The organism is Vibrio splendidus (assembly GCF_001557875.1).
Taxonomy (GTDB): Bacteria; Pseudomonadota; Gammaproteobacteria; order Enterobacterales; family Vibrionaceae; genus Vibrio; species Vibrio splendidus_F.
In genome coordinates this window covers 46,063-63,146 of record NZ_LNRF01000003.1, presented here as the reverse complement: position 1 = coordinate 63,146, position 17,084 = coordinate 46,063, and the positions used below count along the sequence as shown (strand labels likewise).

General features: G+C 45.4%; 14 protein-coding genes. 3 read left to right on the top strand and 11 right to left on the bottom strand.

What is annotated here, in order from left to right; genetic code table 11:
- Positions 1–129 precede the first annotated feature (129 nt).
- The 4 genes from ATB74_RS09850 to ATB74_RS09835 form a co-directional block, all read right to left on the bottom strand.
- Entirely contained in the window at positions 130–1,230 is a 1,101-nt protein-coding gene (locus ATB74_RS09850; RefSeq protein ID WP_061018302.1) for a J domain-containing protein, read from the bottom strand.
- Positions 1,231–1,387: 157 nt separating this feature from the next.
- Positions 1,388–2,053, bottom strand: a complete 666-nt coding sequence (locus ATB74_RS09845; RefSeq protein WP_048607125.1) for an OmpA family protein — start codon at positions 2,051–2,053, stop codon at positions 1,388–1,390.
- Between the two features lie 113 nt (positions 2,054–2,166).
- Positions 2,167–2,856, bottom strand: coding sequence for a DUF2786 domain-containing protein (locus ATB74_RS09840; RefSeq protein WP_017059769.1), 690 nt, complete (start codon positions 2,854–2,856; stop codon positions 2,167–2,169).
- 209 nt (positions 2,857–3,065) lie between these two features.
- Positions 3,066–3,749, bottom strand: coding sequence for a DUF3334 family protein (locus ATB74_RS09835; protein WP_017059770.1), 684 nt, complete (start codon positions 3,747–3,749; stop codon positions 3,066–3,068).
- Positions 3,750–3,971: 222 nt separating this feature from the next.
- On the opposite strand from ATB74_RS09835, the gene ydiJ reads away from it, so the two are divergent.
- Together ydiJ and ATB74_RS09825 are read left to right on the top strand one after the other, a co-directional pair.
- Positions 3,972–7,007 (top strand): D-2-hydroxyglutarate dehydrogenase YdiJ, encoded by a 3,036-nt coding sequence (ydiJ, locus tag ATB74_RS09830; protein ID WP_061018299.1) that lies wholly within the window; start codon positions 3,972–3,974, stop codon positions 7,005–7,007.
- 67 nt (positions 7,008–7,074) lie between these two features.
- Entirely contained in the window at positions 7,075–7,536 is a 462-nt protein-coding gene (locus tag ATB74_RS09825) for a methyltransferase family protein (protein ID WP_061018297.1), read from the top strand.
- 128 nt (positions 7,537–7,664) lie between these two features.
- On the opposite strand, the gene ATB74_RS09820 is transcribed toward ATB74_RS09825, so the two are convergent.
- The 6 genes from ATB74_RS09820 to hutC form a co-directional block, all read right to left on the bottom strand.
- Complete coding sequence (locus ATB74_RS09820) at positions 7,665–8,390, bottom strand: DUF3581 domain-containing protein (RefSeq protein ID WP_010438254.1); 726 nt, start codon at positions 8,388–8,390, stop codon at positions 7,665–7,667.
- 226 nt (positions 8,391–8,616) lie between these two features.
- Complete coding sequence (gene hutH, locus ATB74_RS09815) at positions 8,617–10,149, bottom strand: histidine ammonia-lyase (protein WP_061018295.1); 1,533 nt, start codon at positions 10,147–10,149, stop codon at positions 8,617–8,619.
- A gap of 14 nt (positions 10,150–10,163) precedes the next feature.
- Positions 10,164–11,858 carry a urocanate hydratase gene (gene hutU / locus ATB74_RS09810; protein ID WP_048615115.1) on the bottom strand — a complete coding sequence of 565 codons (1,695 nt, stop codon included), beginning with the start codon at positions 11,856–11,858 and terminating at the stop codon, positions 10,164–10,166.
- 66 nt (positions 11,859–11,924) lie between these two features.
- Positions 11,925–12,950, bottom strand: coding sequence for a formimidoylglutamase (gene hutG / locus ATB74_RS09805; RefSeq protein ID WP_061018293.1), 1,026 nt, complete (start codon positions 12,948–12,950; stop codon positions 11,925–11,927).
- Positions 12,937–14,187 carry an imidazolonepropionase gene (gene hutI / locus ATB74_RS09800; protein WP_061018291.1) on the bottom strand — a complete coding sequence of 417 codons (1,251 nt, stop codon included), beginning with the start codon at positions 14,185–14,187 and terminating at the stop codon, positions 12,937–12,939. The genes hutG and hutI overlap by 14 nt, the downstream gene beginning before the upstream one ends.
- 113 nt (positions 14,188–14,300) lie before the next feature.
- On the bottom strand, positions 14,301–15,014 hold the full coding sequence (gene hutC, locus ATB74_RS09795) for a histidine utilization repressor (protein WP_017070233.1): 714 nt from the start codon (positions 15,012–15,014) through the stop codon (positions 14,301–14,303).
- Between the two features lie 181 nt (positions 15,015–15,195).
- Between hutC and ATB74_RS09790 the strand changes: the two genes are divergently transcribed.
- Positions 15,196–15,939: a sporulation protein gene (locus ATB74_RS09790; RefSeq protein ID WP_060982479.1), complete on the top strand. Its 744-nt coding sequence runs from the start codon at positions 15,196–15,198 to the stop codon at positions 15,937–15,939.
- Between the two features lie 289 nt (positions 15,940–16,228).
- On the opposite strand, the gene ATB74_RS09785 is transcribed toward ATB74_RS09790, so the two are convergent.
- On the bottom strand, positions 16,229–17,023 hold the full coding sequence (locus ATB74_RS09785; protein WP_061018289.1) for an IclR family transcriptional regulator: 795 nt from the start codon (positions 17,021–17,023) through the stop codon (positions 16,229–16,231).
- Positions 17,024–17,084 lie beyond the last annotated feature (61 nt).

Below are 17,084 nucleotides of genomic sequence, written 5' to 3'. Positions count from 1 at the left end.
GGCGCAAATTATGACACAAGTAAGACCCATTAGTTAATAGTTTGTTACCCGTTTTTGAGAGGGGGATCGATTGCAACACCAATAAAATCGATATCTTTGGGATCTAGGAAAATGAAGATGTGTGTTTGTTTACGGTTTTGTAACATTTTGTAAGATGGTTTTTAGCGCATTGTTCAAACGTTTCATTTCTTCGTCACATCCGTGACCATCTGGATGGTAGATCTTTGATAGCTGTTTGTATCGGGTCTTGATGCTTTTTTGATCAGGGATTGAGCTAGGTGTGTAGCCAAATAGCGCGCAGGCCACCTGCAAATTACTCAGACCTTTACTGTTTTTCTGCTTCTTCAATTCGTGGAACATAGTGTGCAATTGTCGTTTTTGCTGCTTAATCGTAAGGTCCTTCGAGCTAAGCTGCGCTTCCAGTGATTGTTGTTGCTGTCGCGAATCACCCGACTTTAGAGTTTGTCTTTTTCTTGAGATAACGAGAGTTGCAATGATACTGATAATTGAAATCAACACGGCCAAGGCTGTGCCAATCAGATAGTCTGAATACGTTAGGTTAGAACGTGTCGTCTGCTCTTCGTATGGCAGAGCCGAAGGGAGAGTGCTTGCTCGCTCTTGACTAGATAGCCCTTGATTCGTGCTGGTTTCAGTTTTGACGTTGTCGTTAAGCTTCTCAATCGAAGAGATCTGCTTTGCACGTTGCTGGTTGAATTGCGCTTCCAAAATACGGTTGTAACCATCTTCTGCTTGTGGATTATCTTTTAAGGCTGCTTCATACCATAGCTGCGCTTTATCTAATGGTTGAAGGAGGTCTTGTTCTAGCGAGGATTCGTAGAGTTTGGCGACCTCGATAGGCGCGCGCTGGTTACCTTGCAACGCTGCTTTAATAAACCATTCCAAAGCAAGCTTGTTACTTTGTTCAACACCTGTGCCTGCCAAGTACCATTCACCCAGTCTAAATTGCGCGTTTGGGTTACCGCTTTCTGCTGATTGCGTGTACCAATACAATGCATCACTGGTGCTAAGAGGGACGTCGACACCCGATTCATAAGCTTGAGCTAATTGGTATTGAGAAATGGGATCTTGAGATTGTGATTCTAGCGAAAACTCATCATTACTTGCAGCGTGCACGAAATGTGGTATGGACAACTGTATCGTGGAAAAGATGAGGGCTAGAAATAGAGTTCTAAGCAGTGACGATGACAAAAAGTTGGATAGGATAAGCAAAAGATAAGTCTCGTAAAAAAGCCCAGAGTCGATATGTCAGTATGAATACGCTTTATGGTTGTTGGTTATTAGTATTACGTTAATTGAGTAACATAACTGATAAACAACTATATAGAGGTTAATTCAATAGATAAAGATGGACTGGGCTTTAATCGTGCTACTTAAGCGGCAAGATTTGAATTTCTACGCGACGGTTACAAGCACGACCTTGAGAGGTATTGTTGTCACATAGAGGGTAACGCTCACCGTTACCACGAGCAATAGCACGACCTGCAGCAACGTCTTGAGAGATCAAGAATGCACGAACAGATTCAGCACGACGCTCAGAAAGAATTTGGTTCGTCGATTCGCTGCCAGTGCTGTCAGTATGACCTTCAATCACTAGGCTAGTGTCTGGGTATTCAACTAGGATGCGAGCAACGCCGCGAAGGGTGTTGTGAATGCTTGATTCCAAAGCGTAAGAGCCAGAATCAAAACCGATGCCGTTTTCTAGGCGAAGTAGAAGTTGGTTCTCACCGACGCGTTCAACTTGAACGCCTGAATTCATTAGCTCTTCACGAAGGGCTGCTTCTTGTCGGTCAAAGTAGTAACCAATACCACCGCCAACAGCCGCACCACCTGCCGCGCCAATAAGTGCACGTTTACCACGGTCTTTTGAGTCACCAGTTGCAGCACCAGCAACGGCACCAGCAAGTGCACCAATTAGAGCGCCTTGAGTTGCAGAGTTAGTCTCAGATTCGCCAGTTGTCGCGTTTTGGCGTTGAGTTGCCTGACAACCCGTTAAAGCGATAGTAAGCGCTAGGGCTAGTGTGATTTTTTTCAACGTATTTTCTCCATCATGTACTTCTGTCAAACGAATGAATCCGAGTGACAAACATAGTCCTGTAAATCTTATTGATGGTTTTTATCAATACGTCGAAGTAATGTAAAGTGGCTCTATGATTTAGTTATCTTTTTAGCTGCCTGGGTACCGCCAACTGGTCGATTAACAGACAATTTACGACCTTTCTTCAAACCAACTTCATAATCGGCGGTGAGGTTTTTCATCGCTTCTCTCAGTTGCTGCTTGAAGGTCTCACGGTCGATATTTTTGAATTCTTTATCAATGTAGTTATTGATCTTGTTGTTTGATTCGTCGTCTGGAGTAATGGTTGGTAGCTTTTCAAGCGCACCTTCAACCCAACCTGAAACAAACGAGTTCACGCGGCGTGTCACTTCTAATGAGCCTGTGCCAGAGCCAGCAAAGCTATTTCTGAATTGGCCTGTGTGCTCATTCAGTTCGCGATAAATAATATCGAACGCAAAGGCTGCGAAGATCGCGCGGTCGGCTTCACCAATGAACTCAACACGCTTAAGGCCTTTGTGATTCAGTAACACGGCTTCTACGCCAAATTTGGTGTTGATACCGCGAATAACACGCAGCAATGTAGAACTGATATTTGCAGGTAACAGGTGACTGGACTGAGTTTTCCCCATCTTGATAAATTCAATATCGTCTTTTTCGAGACCATATTTCAGCATCAAGTTATGCGCCATTTTTATCGCATTGGCAGCTTCATTGACGTTCGCAGAATTTCCAAGCTCAAGACACTTGGCAATTTTCTTTAGGGCTTTTTTCTTATCCATCGACAATTTAATCAGTACCGCAAATTTTTAAAAGTCCAACATTTTACATGTTTTCGCGGGTAACAGAAAGGCAAAACTGGTTTGATGAACAAGGGAGGTGGTGAACATTGGATTGCATGAGCCGAGTTGGCGACAAAAACAAAAACGCCATCAAGCGTATTGATGGCGTTAGTGACACGATTTTCCTGATTAACTAGAGTATTAGTAATCTAGATACCCAGTTCATCGAGTAGATCTGCTGCAGAATCATTGCCTGAGCTTTGAGCTGGCTTGTTCGCTTCTTGCATTTTTTTCTGAGTCGCTTCAAGAATGCTGTCTGGACATTCGTCTTCCGCGATTTCAAATTCTTCCAATTGAATGAATTCGGTCTTATCCATCGCAAGCTCAAGGTAGAAAATGTTGTTATTAGCGGTAGAGAAAGTAACACGACGAGCTTGTGGACGATCGAGATTAGTATCAACAGAAAGGTTAACTTGCTTGTTCAGAGCCAGCATTTTCGGTTGGTTTTGTGTGATGTTGGTTTGCAGCTCTTTGCGGATTTTATTGGTGAAGTCGCCAACCAATTGGTTCATCAACTCACCCAATACATCACCCACTTCGTCTGAAGTATGAAGCACAGCGAGCTCGTTTTCAGGCATGCCCATATTGCGCATGTAATTGGTGTAGATCTCTAGCGCTGCTTTGGACGTAAAATTGATAACAACAAGACCAGAAAAGCCGCCGTCAAACAGAACGAAGCAACCAAAGTCTGGCTTTAGGCTTGTTTTGTTGATCTTTTGAACCATGGCTGAATAGGACACCTGAGAAGCCGTCGCTGAAGTAAGTACGCTTGAGACTGATTGGCATAGTTTAAGAAGGATATCTTCAGTTGTGACTGTTTTGTTTTTTTTCATTGTGATGTGCTCGTGGAGATGTCTTAAACAAAATGTTATTCAGTATATTGCTACTGAATTAAGACGAAAGTGACTATTTCTCCATTCTTGCACTGAGATTCTGATTTGATCACCTTTTTATATGATCTTAATAGTAGTAAAGTGACGAAATTCAAAGAAAATTATTAAAAATCTCAGATAACCCAATGCTGATAGGATCAGCGAAGTAGGGGCAGGAAGCAAATGTTACCAAGACTTCAACTCAATGCTGATGTCGATCCAGTTGTCGTACGCTTTTTAGATGAACTAAAAACAGCGGGCTTTACTGGCGACATTGAATCTCAATATTCTAGCCGTTTGGCTGTGGCGACTGATAACAGTGTCTATCAGCAATTGCCGCAGGCGGTCATCCTTCCTAAAACAACGCAAGACGTTGTGCTTATCGGTAAAGTGGTTTCTAAATCCGCTTACGAACGAGTGACTTTTTCCCCTCGTGGCGGTGGTACTGGAACCAACGGACAATCTTTAACAAAAGGTGTCGTGGTTGACCTGTCGCGATACATGAATAAGGTTCTTGAGATTAACGAGAAAGAAGGCTGGGTAAGAGTTCAGTCTGGTGTCGTTAAAGATCAATTGAACGACGCTGTTCGCCCGTATGGTTACTTTTTCTCTCCAGACCTTTCTACTAGTAACCGAGCAACCTTGGGTGGCATGATCAATACCGATGCTTCGGGTCAAGGGTCATTGAAGTACGGCAAAACGTCGGACCATGTGTTGTCGCTGCAAGCGGTGTTCGCAGATGGTTCGTGTCTAGAATCTGATTTATCACACGGCTTACCTGTTGAGGGTGAATTCGCTCACCATGCACTTGCGGTGACTGAGGCGGTTTGTCGAGACAAGCGCGCTCAAATCTTAGATAAATTCCCACCGTTGAACCGCTTCTTAACAGGTTATGACCTAAAGAACGCGATAAGCGAACAAGACGACAGTTTTGACCTGACTCGCGTTCTGTGTGGCGCAGAGGGCTCTTTGGCCTTCATCACTGAAGCAAAGCTCAATCTAACCCCGATTCCTAAAGCGCGAACGCTGGTTAACGTGAAATACAACACGTTTGATTCTGCGCTGCGTAATGCGCCGTTTATGGTTGAAGCGAAAGCACTCTCTGTTGAAACGGTCGATTCAAGAGTATTGAACTTAGCGAAGCAAGACATTGTTTGGCACACCGTGAGCGACCTGCTGATGGACGTTCCGAACAAAGAGATGCTTGGCATCAACATGGTTGAGTTTGCAGGCCAAGATGAAGCGGAAGTTGAACAACAAGTTCAAGCGCTGACTGCACGCCTTGAAACCATGGTTGAAAGCGAAGAAGCCGGTGTGATTGGCTTCCAAGTGTGTAGCGACTTGGCGAGCATTGGCCGAATCTACAACATGCGTAAGAAAGCAGTGGGTCTATTAGGTGCAGCGAAAGGTCGTGCTAAGCCTGTCGCATTTGCTGAAGATACCTGTGTCCCACCTGAAAACTTGGCTGACTTCATCGCTGAGTTTAGAGTCCTGCTTGATTCAAAAGAGTTGAACTACGGCATGTTTGGTCACGTTGATGCTGGCGTTTTGCACGTTCGTCCAGCATTAGATCTGTGTGATCCGGTGCAAGAAGCCTTGATGCACGAAGTCTCTGATGAAGTGGTTAAGCTGGTGGCGAAATACGGTGGCTTAATGTGGGGTGAACACGGTAAAGGCTTCCGTTCTGAGTATGGACCAGACTTCTTTGGTGAAGAGCTGTTTACCGAATTAAGACGCGTGAAAGCAGCATTTGACCCGCATAACAAGATGAACCCGGGCAAAATCTGTACGCCCTTAGAAAGTGACGCTGAATTGGTGAAGGTCACTGATACTAAGCGTGGTTTCTACGACCGTCAGATCGACGTACAAGTTCGTGACAGCTTCAAGCAAGCGATGGAATGTAACGGTAACGGCTTGTGTTTCAACTACGATACGAGCTCGCCAATGTGTCCTTCAATGAAAGTTACGGCTGACCGACGTCATTCACCGAAAGGCCGCGCAGGCTTGGTTCGAGAATGGTTGCGTCAACTGACTGAGCAAGGTGTAGATATTCTCGACCTTGAACAAGAAGCGTTGAAAGACAACACACCCGTTAAAACCATGGTTGAGCGTGTTCGCAACACGATGAACAAACGCCATGAGTACGATTTCTCGCATGAAGTCCATGAAGCGATGAACGGTTGTCTTGCATGTAAAGCATGTGCGAGCCAGTGTCCGATCAAAGTTGATGTGCCGAGTTTCCGTTCGCGATTCTTAAATATCTATTACTCACGCTACCAACGTCCTGCGAAAGATTACTTGGTGGCTAATATCGAGACCATGCTGCCACTGATGGCGAAAGCGCCGAAAGTGGTGAACGCAGCATTGGGTCAAAAGTGGATACAAACCGCAACGGCTAAAACGATTGGTTATGTTGATGCACCACTGATGTCGGTGCCTACTCTGAAAAATCGTCTGGCGAGCAAAGAGCTGCAACTATTCGATATTCAGTACCTAGAAGGGCTTTCTTCGGAACAGAAGAAACAGCATGTATTGATCGTTCAAGACCCGTTTACCAGCTTCTATGATGCAGAGGTGATTGAAGACTTCGTCACTCTGGCTCAAAAGCTTGGCAAAACACCGATACTACTGCCATTCAAACCGAATGGTAAAGCGCTACACATCAAGGGCTTCTTAAATCGATTTGCACGTGAGGCGAAATCGACTTCGGATTTCTTGTCGATGGTGGCGGATATCGGTATTCCTTTGGTCGGTGTTGATCCTGCTCTCGTGCTTTGTTACCGCGATGAATACGTCGAGATCTTAGGTGACAAACGCGGCGACTTTGATGTGCTTACCGTGCATGAATGGTTAATGCCATCGTTAGGTGAGTTCGAAGTACGCTCAGCAAGTGAAGAGATGTGGTACTTGTTTGCTCACTGTACTGAAAAGACCAAAATGCCGAACGCCGAAAAAGAGTGGGGCACTATCTTCAAACACTTTGGTGCTGCGTTAACCAGCGTTCCTGTCGGCTGTTGTGGTATGGCGGGTACGTTCGGCCACGAAGTTGATAAGCTGCAAATGTCGAAAGACATATACGGTCTAAGTTGGAAGCCAAGGATGCAAGACTTACCGAAAGAGCGTTGCTTAGTGACGGGGTATTCATGCCGAAGCCAAGTGAAGCGCTTTGAGGGTGAGAAGCTTGCCCACCCATTACAGGCGCTCGCAAAAATTCTTTAATACATTTAGCCCAGCAATTGCTGGGCTTTTTTCTAAACTAACAATGGAATTGTTAATAAGGAAAGCTATGAGATTTCTAGAGTTAAAAGTACCACCCGTTGCACTGTTCATTATTGTATTCATAGCCTCGTACTTCTGCGCTCAGCAGTTGAGCCAAGGTACAATGGCATTACCTTATGGAATGGTTGTGTTAGGTATCGGGGTCGCACTGAGTGGTGTGATTGGAATATCAGGCATATTGGAATTTCGAAAACAGAAAACCACCGTTAATCCGATCAAAGTCGAAACCGCCTCGGCAGTTGTGGACAGTGGGATCTTTGGCTACACGCGAAACCCAATGTATCTAGGACTATTCATCCTACTGTTTTGCTTTGGTTACTTCTTCCAAAACCTGTTCAGTGTTTTACTCAGTTTTGTATTTGTAATGTACATGACTCAGTTCCAAATCAAACCCGAAGAGCGAGCACTAGAACGATTGTTCGGCGCGGAATATGTTGATTACAAACAAAAGGTTAGACGCTGGATTTAGTGCCGATTTGAGTGGCTTAGTGGAATTAGACTTCGAAATAAAAAAGCCCAGCTTGAGATTATCAAGCTGGGCTTTATTGATCTTGTTCTAGAGTTATTTACATCACGTGGTGTAAATAAGGATGCTGATTAAGCGGCAGCTGCGAACTGAGCTAGAAACATCTCTTTGCGTTCGTTGAAGCGGTTTACTAGGTCGTCTACAGAAGCTTGGTCGTATGGCTTAAGGCCACTTGCAACCATGCGCTTCACGCCTTTACCGACTACTTCGCCGTCTTCTTTGAAGTCGAAGTTCAGAGTCACGATGCCACGCTTGCCTTCAACATCAAAAGTCGCGCCAGAGAACTCAACTTCTGGGTGAGACAGGTCTAGGCGAGTAAATTCAACTTCCATGCTCTCGTAAATCACAAGAGGACGTTGGCAGTTGATCATCATCTGTTGTTCTTCCATAAGAGGAACCATGATGTGAGGGAAGTTCATGCCAGAGAACTTAACGTAGTTTGTTACTACGTGCTCGATGAACGCTTGGTCGTGGCTCTTTTCACCTTCACAAGACATGTGTAGGTACTCTTTGCCTTTCTCGTCAACCAGTGAGCTTTCTTTCTCACATTTGTTGTCAACGCTTAGCGCAATACCGTTACCCACCATACCTGAAAAATCAAAACGCATTTTTTGGCTGATGCCTTCTTTCTGCAGAAGAACTGCAAACAAAAGGTCGCCAGGCACGCAGAAGCGCTTGTTGTCTTCATCGTGAATTGGGTTGAAGTCAGCGGCTACTTTTTTAGCAAAGTGGCTAGCCTGTTCACGAGTGAATTGAAATTGATTGTCTTCAGTAGAAAAGTAAGGTGTCAGAAACATAGTATCGCTATTAGTCATCAAATCTGGGGTGGATTATAGCTAACTAACTTCGCTCTAATGGTCTATCCAGTTAACTTTACTTATATATCAATCGATTAGATAAATACGTTGGATGGTATGTTGGGATTTTAAGGAGGATATGGTGATTAGCTCAATGCAACAAGGGCTAATCAATAGCCCTTGTTTATATAACACTCTAATGAGTGTTGTTCAGATTGTTTCTGTCTTAAAAGCTACACAGAGTACCTTCAGGCATTAGGTGGTTATGCACTGATAACTTGAGTAATAGGTTAGCTTGTTCAATATCCGGAGCAAAATATCGGTCTTTATCGTAGAAGCTGACTTTTTCACGCAGAATCTGTTTCGCTTCTTCGACACGAGGGGACGATAGGTTTGGTGCTCGGAAATCGAGTCCTTGTGCTGCTGCTAAGTATTCTACTGCCAATATTCCGCGGGTATTTTCAGCCATGTATCTAAGCCTACGTGCTGCGAAGGTTGCCATTGATACGTGGTCTTCTTGGTTTGCAGAAGTAGGTAGGCTGTCTATTGACGCAGGATGCGCTAAGGTTTTGTTCTCACTCGCCAATGCTGCAGAGGTAACCTGAGCAATCATAAAGCCTGAGTTCACGCCGCCGTTATCGACCAAGAAAGGTGGTAACTTGCTTAGCGCGCTATCAATCAGCAATGCCATTCTTCGTTCTGACAGGCTACCTATCTCGGCAATGGCCAACGCAAGGTTATCGGCTGCCATTGCGACGGGTTCTGCGTGGAAGTTACCCCCTGAAATAATGTCGCCATCATCAGCGAAAACCAGCGGGTTGTCCGATACCGAGTTCGCTTCAACATTTAAAATGTCAGCTGAATTACGAATCTGCTGTAAGCAGGCACCCATCACTTGAGGCTGACAACGCAGTGAGTAAGGATCTTGAACCTTTTCACAACAAGTGTGTGATTCACCAATCTCACTCTTTTGATCAAGCATATGGCGGTAAGCAAGCGCTGCATCCATTTGGCCACGATGACCACGAACGCGGTGAATACGAGGGTCAAATGGGCGGCGACTACCGAGTGCTGCTTCAACAGACATCGCACCACACACTGTTGCAGATGCAAACAAGTCTTCCGCTGCGAATAGACCTTCTAACGCGAATGCAGTCGATGCTTGTGTGCCGTTTAGCAGCGCTAAGCCTTCTTTCGGCGCAAGTGTGATTGGTTCAAGACCTGCGATCTGCATTGCTTCTAAGCCTGTGATGATTTTACCGTTGTGTCTTGCTTGGCCTTCACCTAGCAGAACGGTACTCATGTGGGCGAGGGGAGCAAGATCTCCAGAGGCACCTACTGATCCTTTTTGTGGAACACACGGATAAACCTGTGCGTTCACAAGGTCGATAAGAGCATTAATCACCTTGAGGCGGATACCCGAGTAACCGCGAGACAAGCTGTTAATCTTCAATACCATCATCAAACGCACGGTTTCATCAGACATAAATTTGCCAATGCCCGCTGCGTGAGAAAGTACGATGCTTTTCTGTAGAACTTCGAGGTCTTCAGGGGCGATTTTGGTATTTGCTAGTAAGCCAAAACCCGTGTTGATGCCATACACAGTGCGGTCTTCAGCAATCACTTGCTCGACAACCTGCATGCTCGCTTCGATATCGGGGATTGCTGCTGGATCCAGTGAAAGGTTCACAGGGCTACGGCTGATTTTACGCAGTTCAGATAGGCCTAGTAGTCCTGGCTTAAGTAATAAATTCAACATGTTTTCTCCAGACATTAAAGGCGACGAAGTTCTTCGTTTAGCATAGGTAAATCAAGCTTCTGCTCTTTGGCACACTGCTTGGCAATATCGTAACCTGCATCAGCATGACGCATTACGCCGGTTGCTGGGTCATTGTGAAGTACGCGAGCAATGCGTTGTGATGCATCTTCACTGCCGTCACAACAAATTACCATGCCTGAGTGTTGCGAGAAGCCCATGCCAACGCCACCACCGTGGTGCAAAGAAACCCAAGTTGCGCCGCCAGCTGTGTTCAGAAGGGCATTCAATAGAGGCCAATCTGATACGGCATCTGAACCATCCATCATGCCTTCAGTTTCGCGGTTCGGGCTCGCAACTGAACCTGAATCTAGGTGGTCACGACCAATAACAACTGGTGCTTTTAGTTCGCCATTTTTCACCATTTCATTGAATGCTTGGCCCAAACGTTCACGGTCTTTCAAGCCAACCCAACAAATACGCGCTGGTAGGCCTTGGAACTGAATGCGTTCACGCGCCATATCTAACCAGTTGTGTAGGTGTGGGTTATCTGGAATCAGTTCTTTTACTTTTTGGTCTGTTTTGTAGATGTCTTCTGGGTCGCCAGAGAGGGCTGCCCAACGGAATGGCCCAATACCTTCACAGAACAATGGACGAATATAAGCAGGAACAAAGCCTGGGAAATCAAATGCGTTTTCCACGCCTTCTTCCAGTGCCATTTGGCGAATGTTATTACCGTAATCCACGGTCGCTGCGCCGCGGTATTGCAGGTCTAGCATTGCTTGAACCTGAATCGCCATCGATTGTTTTGCGGCTTTCACCACTTTTGCTTCATCAATGGTGCGCTCTTGTGCGGCTTTCTCCATCGTCCAACCTTGCGGCAAGTAGCCGTTAAGAGGATCGTGGGCAGAGGTTTGGTCAGTCACCACGTCAGGTGTGATATTGCGTTCAACTAACTCTGGGAACACGTCTGCGGCGTTACCTAATAAGCCAACTGAGATAGGTGTATCTGATTCTTTAATCATTGCCATTGCTTCATCTAGGCTGGTGGCCTTTTTGTCTACATAGCCAGTACGCAAGCGGTAGTCGATTCGTGATTCATCACATTCTACGGCGATCATTGAGAAGCCAGCCATCGTTGCAGCAAGAGGTTGAGCGCCACCCATGCCACCAAGACCGCCAGTTAGAACCCATTTGCCGTTTGCTTCGCCTTGGAAGTGCTTCTTGGCAATCGCGACAAATGTTTCATAAGTACCTTGCACGATGCCTTGTGAGCCGATGTAGATCCAACTGCCTGCGGTCATTTGGCCGTACATCATCAAGCCTTCTTTATCGAGCTCGTTGAAGTGTTCCCAGTTTGCCCAGTGTGGAACAAGGTTCGAGTTAGCGATCAGTACGCGAGGTGCGTTTTTATGAGTCGGGAACACGCCTACAGGTTTACCTGATTGAACAAGTAATGTTTGGTCGTCTTCTAAACGTTCTAATACTTCAACAATCTTGTCATAACATTTCCAATCACGTGCAGCGCGACCAATACCTCCATACACAACCAGTGCATGTGGGTGTTCTGCCACATCTGGGTCTAGGTTGTTCATCAGCATACGCAGCGGTGCTTCTGTTAACCAAGATTTAGCGCGCAAAGTGGTGCCATGAGGTGCGCGAATTTCGCGAGTCGTGTCGAGACGAGGGTCACTGTTGTGGTGTTCCGTCATTTTGGAATTCCTTCTGTTTCACGTTATATCGTTGTAGTTGTAGTTGTAGTTATCGGTATAGCTGGATTAGTCGCTGGCCATTGCACTGGCTATATCCCAACATAAACGAGCCGCCAATCGAGCCGTTTGGCCATCGACGTCGTAGTCTGGGTTGTATTCCGCAATGTCCGCGATAATGAGTTTTTCACTGTGTTTAAAAATCTGTTCTAAAAAAGGTGCGAGCGCTTCATAGCTCACGCCTCGTGCTGCTGGAGCACTGACACCCGGCGCAGTCGCCGCTGGGAATACGTCTAAGTCAATGGTGAGATAGAGGTAATCACACTCAGCGATGAATTTTTGTAACTTGGCCTGTTGAGCGACTTGGTTCGCTTGGGTCATGTTGCGGTCTTGTTCATACCACACATCAAGTTGGTCGGCTTTGTTGAACAGCGCTTGGGTATTGCTGGCTGCACTAACACCCAGGCAAGCGTAGTGAAACGGCCACTGATGCGAGTGACAGTAATCACTTATCTGGTTAAAAGGCGTGCCTGAGCTTGGTTTAACATCAGCAATGTCGCTTTCAAATTCACGAAGATCAAAGTGAGCATCAAAGTTAACGATACCGATTTTAGGTTTTTGATCTGATTGAACTTTAGTTAGGTGCTCAGCGAGACCTTGGAAAGAAGCCCAAGCCACTTCGTGACCACCGCCAAGGGTAATCACTTTGCTGGTGGATAGCGCATTGGCAATCACATCAGCGCACTGCTTCTGGCTCACTTCTAATTGATCATCGTTACATTCGATATCGCCAAGATCAGCAATGCGAGCATCATTGTGCCAAGCCATATTAGCTAACGCTTGGCGAATCAAATTAGGTGCTTGTTTTGCGCCAACACGTCCTTTATTTCTTGCAACACCGGCATCGCTAGCAAAGCCAACCAACGCAACAGTGTTGTCATTAAGTCCGTCATTTAAATCAGTACTTTGCACTTGCTTGGTAATGTGATGAACGCGAGTACCGAGCTCACTATCTTCAAGATCATTGCGTCCCGTCCATACAAAGTTGTGAGTAGTGGATACTGTGTTAGTGCTGTTGGAATTAGATTGAGTCATGACATACCTCGCCACTAACAATACGTTTATGCAGATGAGGAACACCGACTTGATAGCTCAAGTCGGCAGGGTGGTCGATATTCCAGATAGCTAAATCTGCGGCATAACCAACTTCGACTTTGCCTTTGGTTTGTGAGTTGCCAATGGCAGCCGCAGCGTTACAAGTTACACCACGCAATGCTTCTTCAGGCGTCGTACCAAACAGGGTACAGCTCATGTTCATCATCAGCGTTAAATCCGCAAAAGGAGAGGTGCCGGGGTTTAAGTCGGTCGCTATTGCCATTGGAATATTGTGTTCACGAAATAGGGCGATAGGCGGCTGTTGAGTCTCTTTCAAGAAATAGAAAGCACCGGGTAGCAAGGTGGCAACTGTTCCTGATTCTGCCAGCGCTTTTACTCCGGCTTTATCTAAGTACTCAACATGATCAACAGAGAGTGCACCGTATTTTGCTGCAAGCGCGCTGCCACCCATATTCGAAAGTTGTTCAGTGTGGCCTTTAATCGCGAGTCCATGCTTTTTGGCGGCCGCAAATACACGCTCGGTTTGTTCTAGGTTGAAGCCGATGGATTCGCAGAACACGTCAACCGCATCGGCTAGCCCTTGCTCTGCGGCTTTGGGAATGATCTCTTGGCAAACCAAATCGATATAGCTGTCCGGTTGTTCTTTGTATTCGGGCGGTACAGCATGTGCAGCAAGGAGAGTGGTGGTGATCTTAATTCGGCGATGATTCTCTAACGCTTTAGCAGCACGTAACATCTTGAGCTCATCTTCAAGTGTTAAACCATAGCCAGATTTTACTTCGATGCTGGTTACGCCACTTCTTAGTAGGCCATCGAGTCTCGGTAATGCCATTTCAACTAGCTCAGACTCTTGCGCTGCGCGTGTTGCCGTAACTGTCGCTAGAATCCCACCGCCTTGTTTGGCGATGTCGGTGTAAGAGACACCATTCAAACGCTGTTCAAATTCGTTGGCGCGATTACCCGCAAATACGAGGTGAGTGTGACAATCAATCAGCCCTGGGGTGACGAGCTTGTTCTTGCAATCATAGGTGATGTAATCCGCGGAGCTATCAGTGCTTGGTTGTTCTACCTCAGAAGCATGTACTTCGTGGTTTGAACAAGATATGGACACGATCTTACCGTTCTCGATAACGATATCTTGAGGGGAAGAGGGCTGATAACCATCGGTTCCCGAACTCATGGAGACCACTCGTGCGTTTTTGAGGATCAAATTCATAATCACCTAGATCTTTGCTAAACATTAAATGTATATACAAATAAATAGGCTAAACGCTGACCCGAATCAAGTTGATGTTGCAAAAATGTGATCGGCGATCAGGATGATGTTCTTTAATCTAGAAGTATCTTGGAGCTTAATTTGTACTTAGAGCCAGGATGGTAGAGCAATGCAAAGCTGATGAGGCGTTCTTTGCTCCATGTTCTTCTATTCAAAAGAAGGCAAGGCTCTGATTCAGAAAGTTTTAGTGATGTTCTAATTTGAGAGTCCGGAATAATGGCTTCAACCGTGTGCTCGATAGCACTTAACGGGCAGCTTTTTGAAAGGTATTCATTGGGGGTAGAGGTTGAAAAATCTTGCTCTAGATATTTTGGAGCGGCTTGAGAGTTCACCCAGCGCGCTTCCAATTGTATCGGCGTATTGTCGGCAAAGTGTATGATTTCACTATAGAATACTTCTGCGTTAATCATCACACCTAGCCGTGTAGCCGTGCTTTCATCAGCCTTGATGCTATCGTGCTTGATAACTTGGCTAGTATACGTTTGGCCTCGGTCTTTGATCTCTTGCGCGATGTTGTTGATATCAAGTAGCGGAGATTGTGCTTTTTCGTCTGGTTCACAAACAAAAGTACCTAGTCTTGGCTTCCTGATGAGCTTGCCTTCAGACACAAGATCTCGAATGGCTTTATTGACCGTCATTCTACTCACGTTGAACTGCTCTGTGAGTTCGAGTTCGGTGGTGATTTGATAACCCACCGGCCAGTGACCATTGGTGATTTTGTCGTCTATGAACTGTTTTATCTGAAGGTAGAGCGGCGCTTTCGACATAATGAAACCTTATTTGACTATACAAATAGAGTAACGGATTTTTTCATGATTTCAACATTTCCTCGGGCAATGTGACCTTATTCAACATAGATGGGGCAAATTACTTGATTCTGTGAGGCAAGTGTCGCAAATTGTCACGCAATAACTATTCGTAAATCAGATAATTAGAAAGGGAAATAATATGTTTAAGAAATTAAAGGCCTCGTTGGGCATTGGTGCAGCAAAGGTTGATACCGTCTTAGATAATATTGAAGTTTTCCAAGGTGGCGAGTTGTCTGGCAATGTTCACATTGTTGGCGGTGACGTTGAGCAACAAATTGACCTGATTAACTTGGTTCTCAACACAGAAGTAAAAGTCGAAACGGAAGATAGCACCAGCTACGAAACCTTTTCACTGGGTCGTATTCAAGCCGTTGAGCCTTTCTTGATCCAACCAGGTGAAACCAAATTGGTGCCATTCCGTCTTAAACTGAATGATGAAACGCCAGTCACCGCGTTGAACGCACAAATGAACCAATGTCATGTGTGGGTTGAAACCAACTTAGATATCGGCTTCGCGATTGATCCTAAAGATCGTGACTTTATCTCCGTTCATCCACTGCCAACAGTCGCTAAAATCATCCAAGGTGTGGAAGCATCGGGCATGGCAATGGTGAAAGCAGACGTAGAGAAGGGCTACTTGAAGGGGAACACCTTCGCTTCACGTTCGGGTTGTTATCAAGAGATTGAATTTCGCAGCGGTGGCTTTATGAATAACAAAGAGATCGAGCTGTCATTCATCGTAGATGGTTCTATGGTTCACTGCTTAGCAGAAATCGACCGCTCAATGAGCTTCCGTGGCGACCAATACATCTCATTCAGCCTGCCTGCCAATGCGGCCGACTCGGACATTCGCAATGCAGTCTCAAGAATCATGAGTGCGTAGTTGCTCTCTATTAATAGAGGCAATTAAGGGCAAAACTGGTATGAGCGATAGCCTCCCCCCCCCCCTCGTTTTCCCATACACACTTCATCATTATTTCGGTACACCTATATAGCTTAGTTCGAAAGGTGAGTTTGAACAGTAGAGCTAAGAATACTCACAGTGCACCAAAGAACTGTAAGTTAATGAGGAATCATTGAAGCAATATCGCCTATTATTTTGTATTTTAACTGATACCCACTAGTGGGCTCGGTATTTACGTCTATTGGATTTATCGATTAATGCTACGTTGTTATACTATCTCACCGGCAACTTGGGATTGGAACGTCATTAGCCCTTCTAGTTTTTTTGCTGCAAGCTTCAATCTCCCTGCTTTAGTGAGTAAGTCACTGACACTCAATCGTAATGTAGGTGCGTGTATCGCCATGCCTGCAATCATATTTCCGTCTTGATCACAAACTGGGACAGCAATAGCAACCATACCTTCAATGAGCTCCTCATTGTCTATGCTAATACCACGAATCCCAATTTCATCGAGCTCTTTATTGAGGTCGTCGATATTGGTGAGCGAATGTTTTGTTTGAGGTTCTAGCGTTAGAGTAGAAAGTATCTGCTTTCGTTTATTTCTTGGCATTAATGCCAAAAATAGTTTGCCGCTGGCAGTACAGTGAAGAGGTAACCTAGACCCTAATTTTAAGTTGACCATCACAGGCCAATTTGCCTCAACTCGCTCAAAATATAACAATTCATATCCATCTAATACGGATAAGTTACAGGTTTCCTGTATTTCGTCTGTTAATTCTTTTAAAACCATCTGGCGAGGCGCGCGCCCATCAAAATGTGACAGGACGTCTAGAGACATTTTTTTAAATCGAGAACCAATAGACAAGAAACGACCTTGAAGATCTCGTGCAATAATGTCTTCCTCCTCAAGTTGGCTGAGTATTCGGTGCACACTGGCCTTAGGAAGGTTTAGGAACAAAGCAATATCAACCGCGGTAACGGGGCGTGTCTCATGAGCTATGAACTCTGCAATCTTAAAAGCACGTGACAGCGCTGAATTACTAGACGATCCGTTATCATTCATGCGGCTTCTCCTTTGTTTATTTTGATAAAGTTGCAAGCGATACGTCATTGCTTGCAAATTC

Coding starts and splice junctions, on each gene's coding strand:
- ATB74_RS09840 (WP_017059769.1), bottom strand. CDS start 2,856: ATGGATAAGAAAAAAGCCCTAAAGAAAATTGCCAAGTGTCTTGAGCTT.
- ATB74_RS09835 (WP_017059770.1), bottom strand. CDS start 3,749: ATGAAAAAAAACAAAACAGTCACAACTGAAGATATCCTTCTTAAACTA.
- ydiJ (WP_061018299.1), top strand. CDS start 3,972: ATGTTACCAAGACTTCAACTCAATGCTGATGTCGATCCAGTTGTCGTA.
- ATB74_RS09825 (WP_061018297.1), top strand. CDS start 7,075: ATGAGATTTCTAGAGTTAAAAGTACCACCCGTTGCACTGTTCATTATT.
- ATB74_RS09820 (WP_010438254.1), bottom strand. CDS start 8,390: ATGTTTCTGACACCTTACTTTTCTACTGAAGACAATCAATTTCAATTC.
- hutH (WP_061018295.1), bottom strand. CDS start 10,149: ATGTTGAATTTATTACTTAAGCCAGGACTACTAGGCCTATCTGAACTG.
- hutU (WP_048615115.1), bottom strand. CDS start 11,858: ATGACGGAACACCACAACAGTGACCCTCGTCTCGACACGACTCGCGAA.
- hutG (WP_061018293.1), bottom strand. CDS start 12,950: ATGACTCAATCTAATTCCAACAGCACTAACACAGTATCCACTACTCAC.
- hutI (WP_061018291.1), bottom strand. CDS start 14,187: ATGAATTTGATCCTCAAAAACGCACGAGTGGTCTCCATGAGTTCGGGA.
- hutC (WP_017070233.1), bottom strand. CDS start 15,014: ATGTCGAAAGCGCCGCTCTACCTTCAGATAAAACAGTTCATAGACGAC.
- ATB74_RS09790 (WP_060982479.1), top strand. CDS start 15,196: ATGTTTAAGAAATTAAAGGCCTCGTTGGGCATTGGTGCAGCAAAGGTT.
- ATB74_RS09785 (WP_061018289.1), bottom strand. CDS start 17,023: ATGAATGATAACGGATCGTCTAGTAATTCAGCGCTGTCACGTGCTTTT.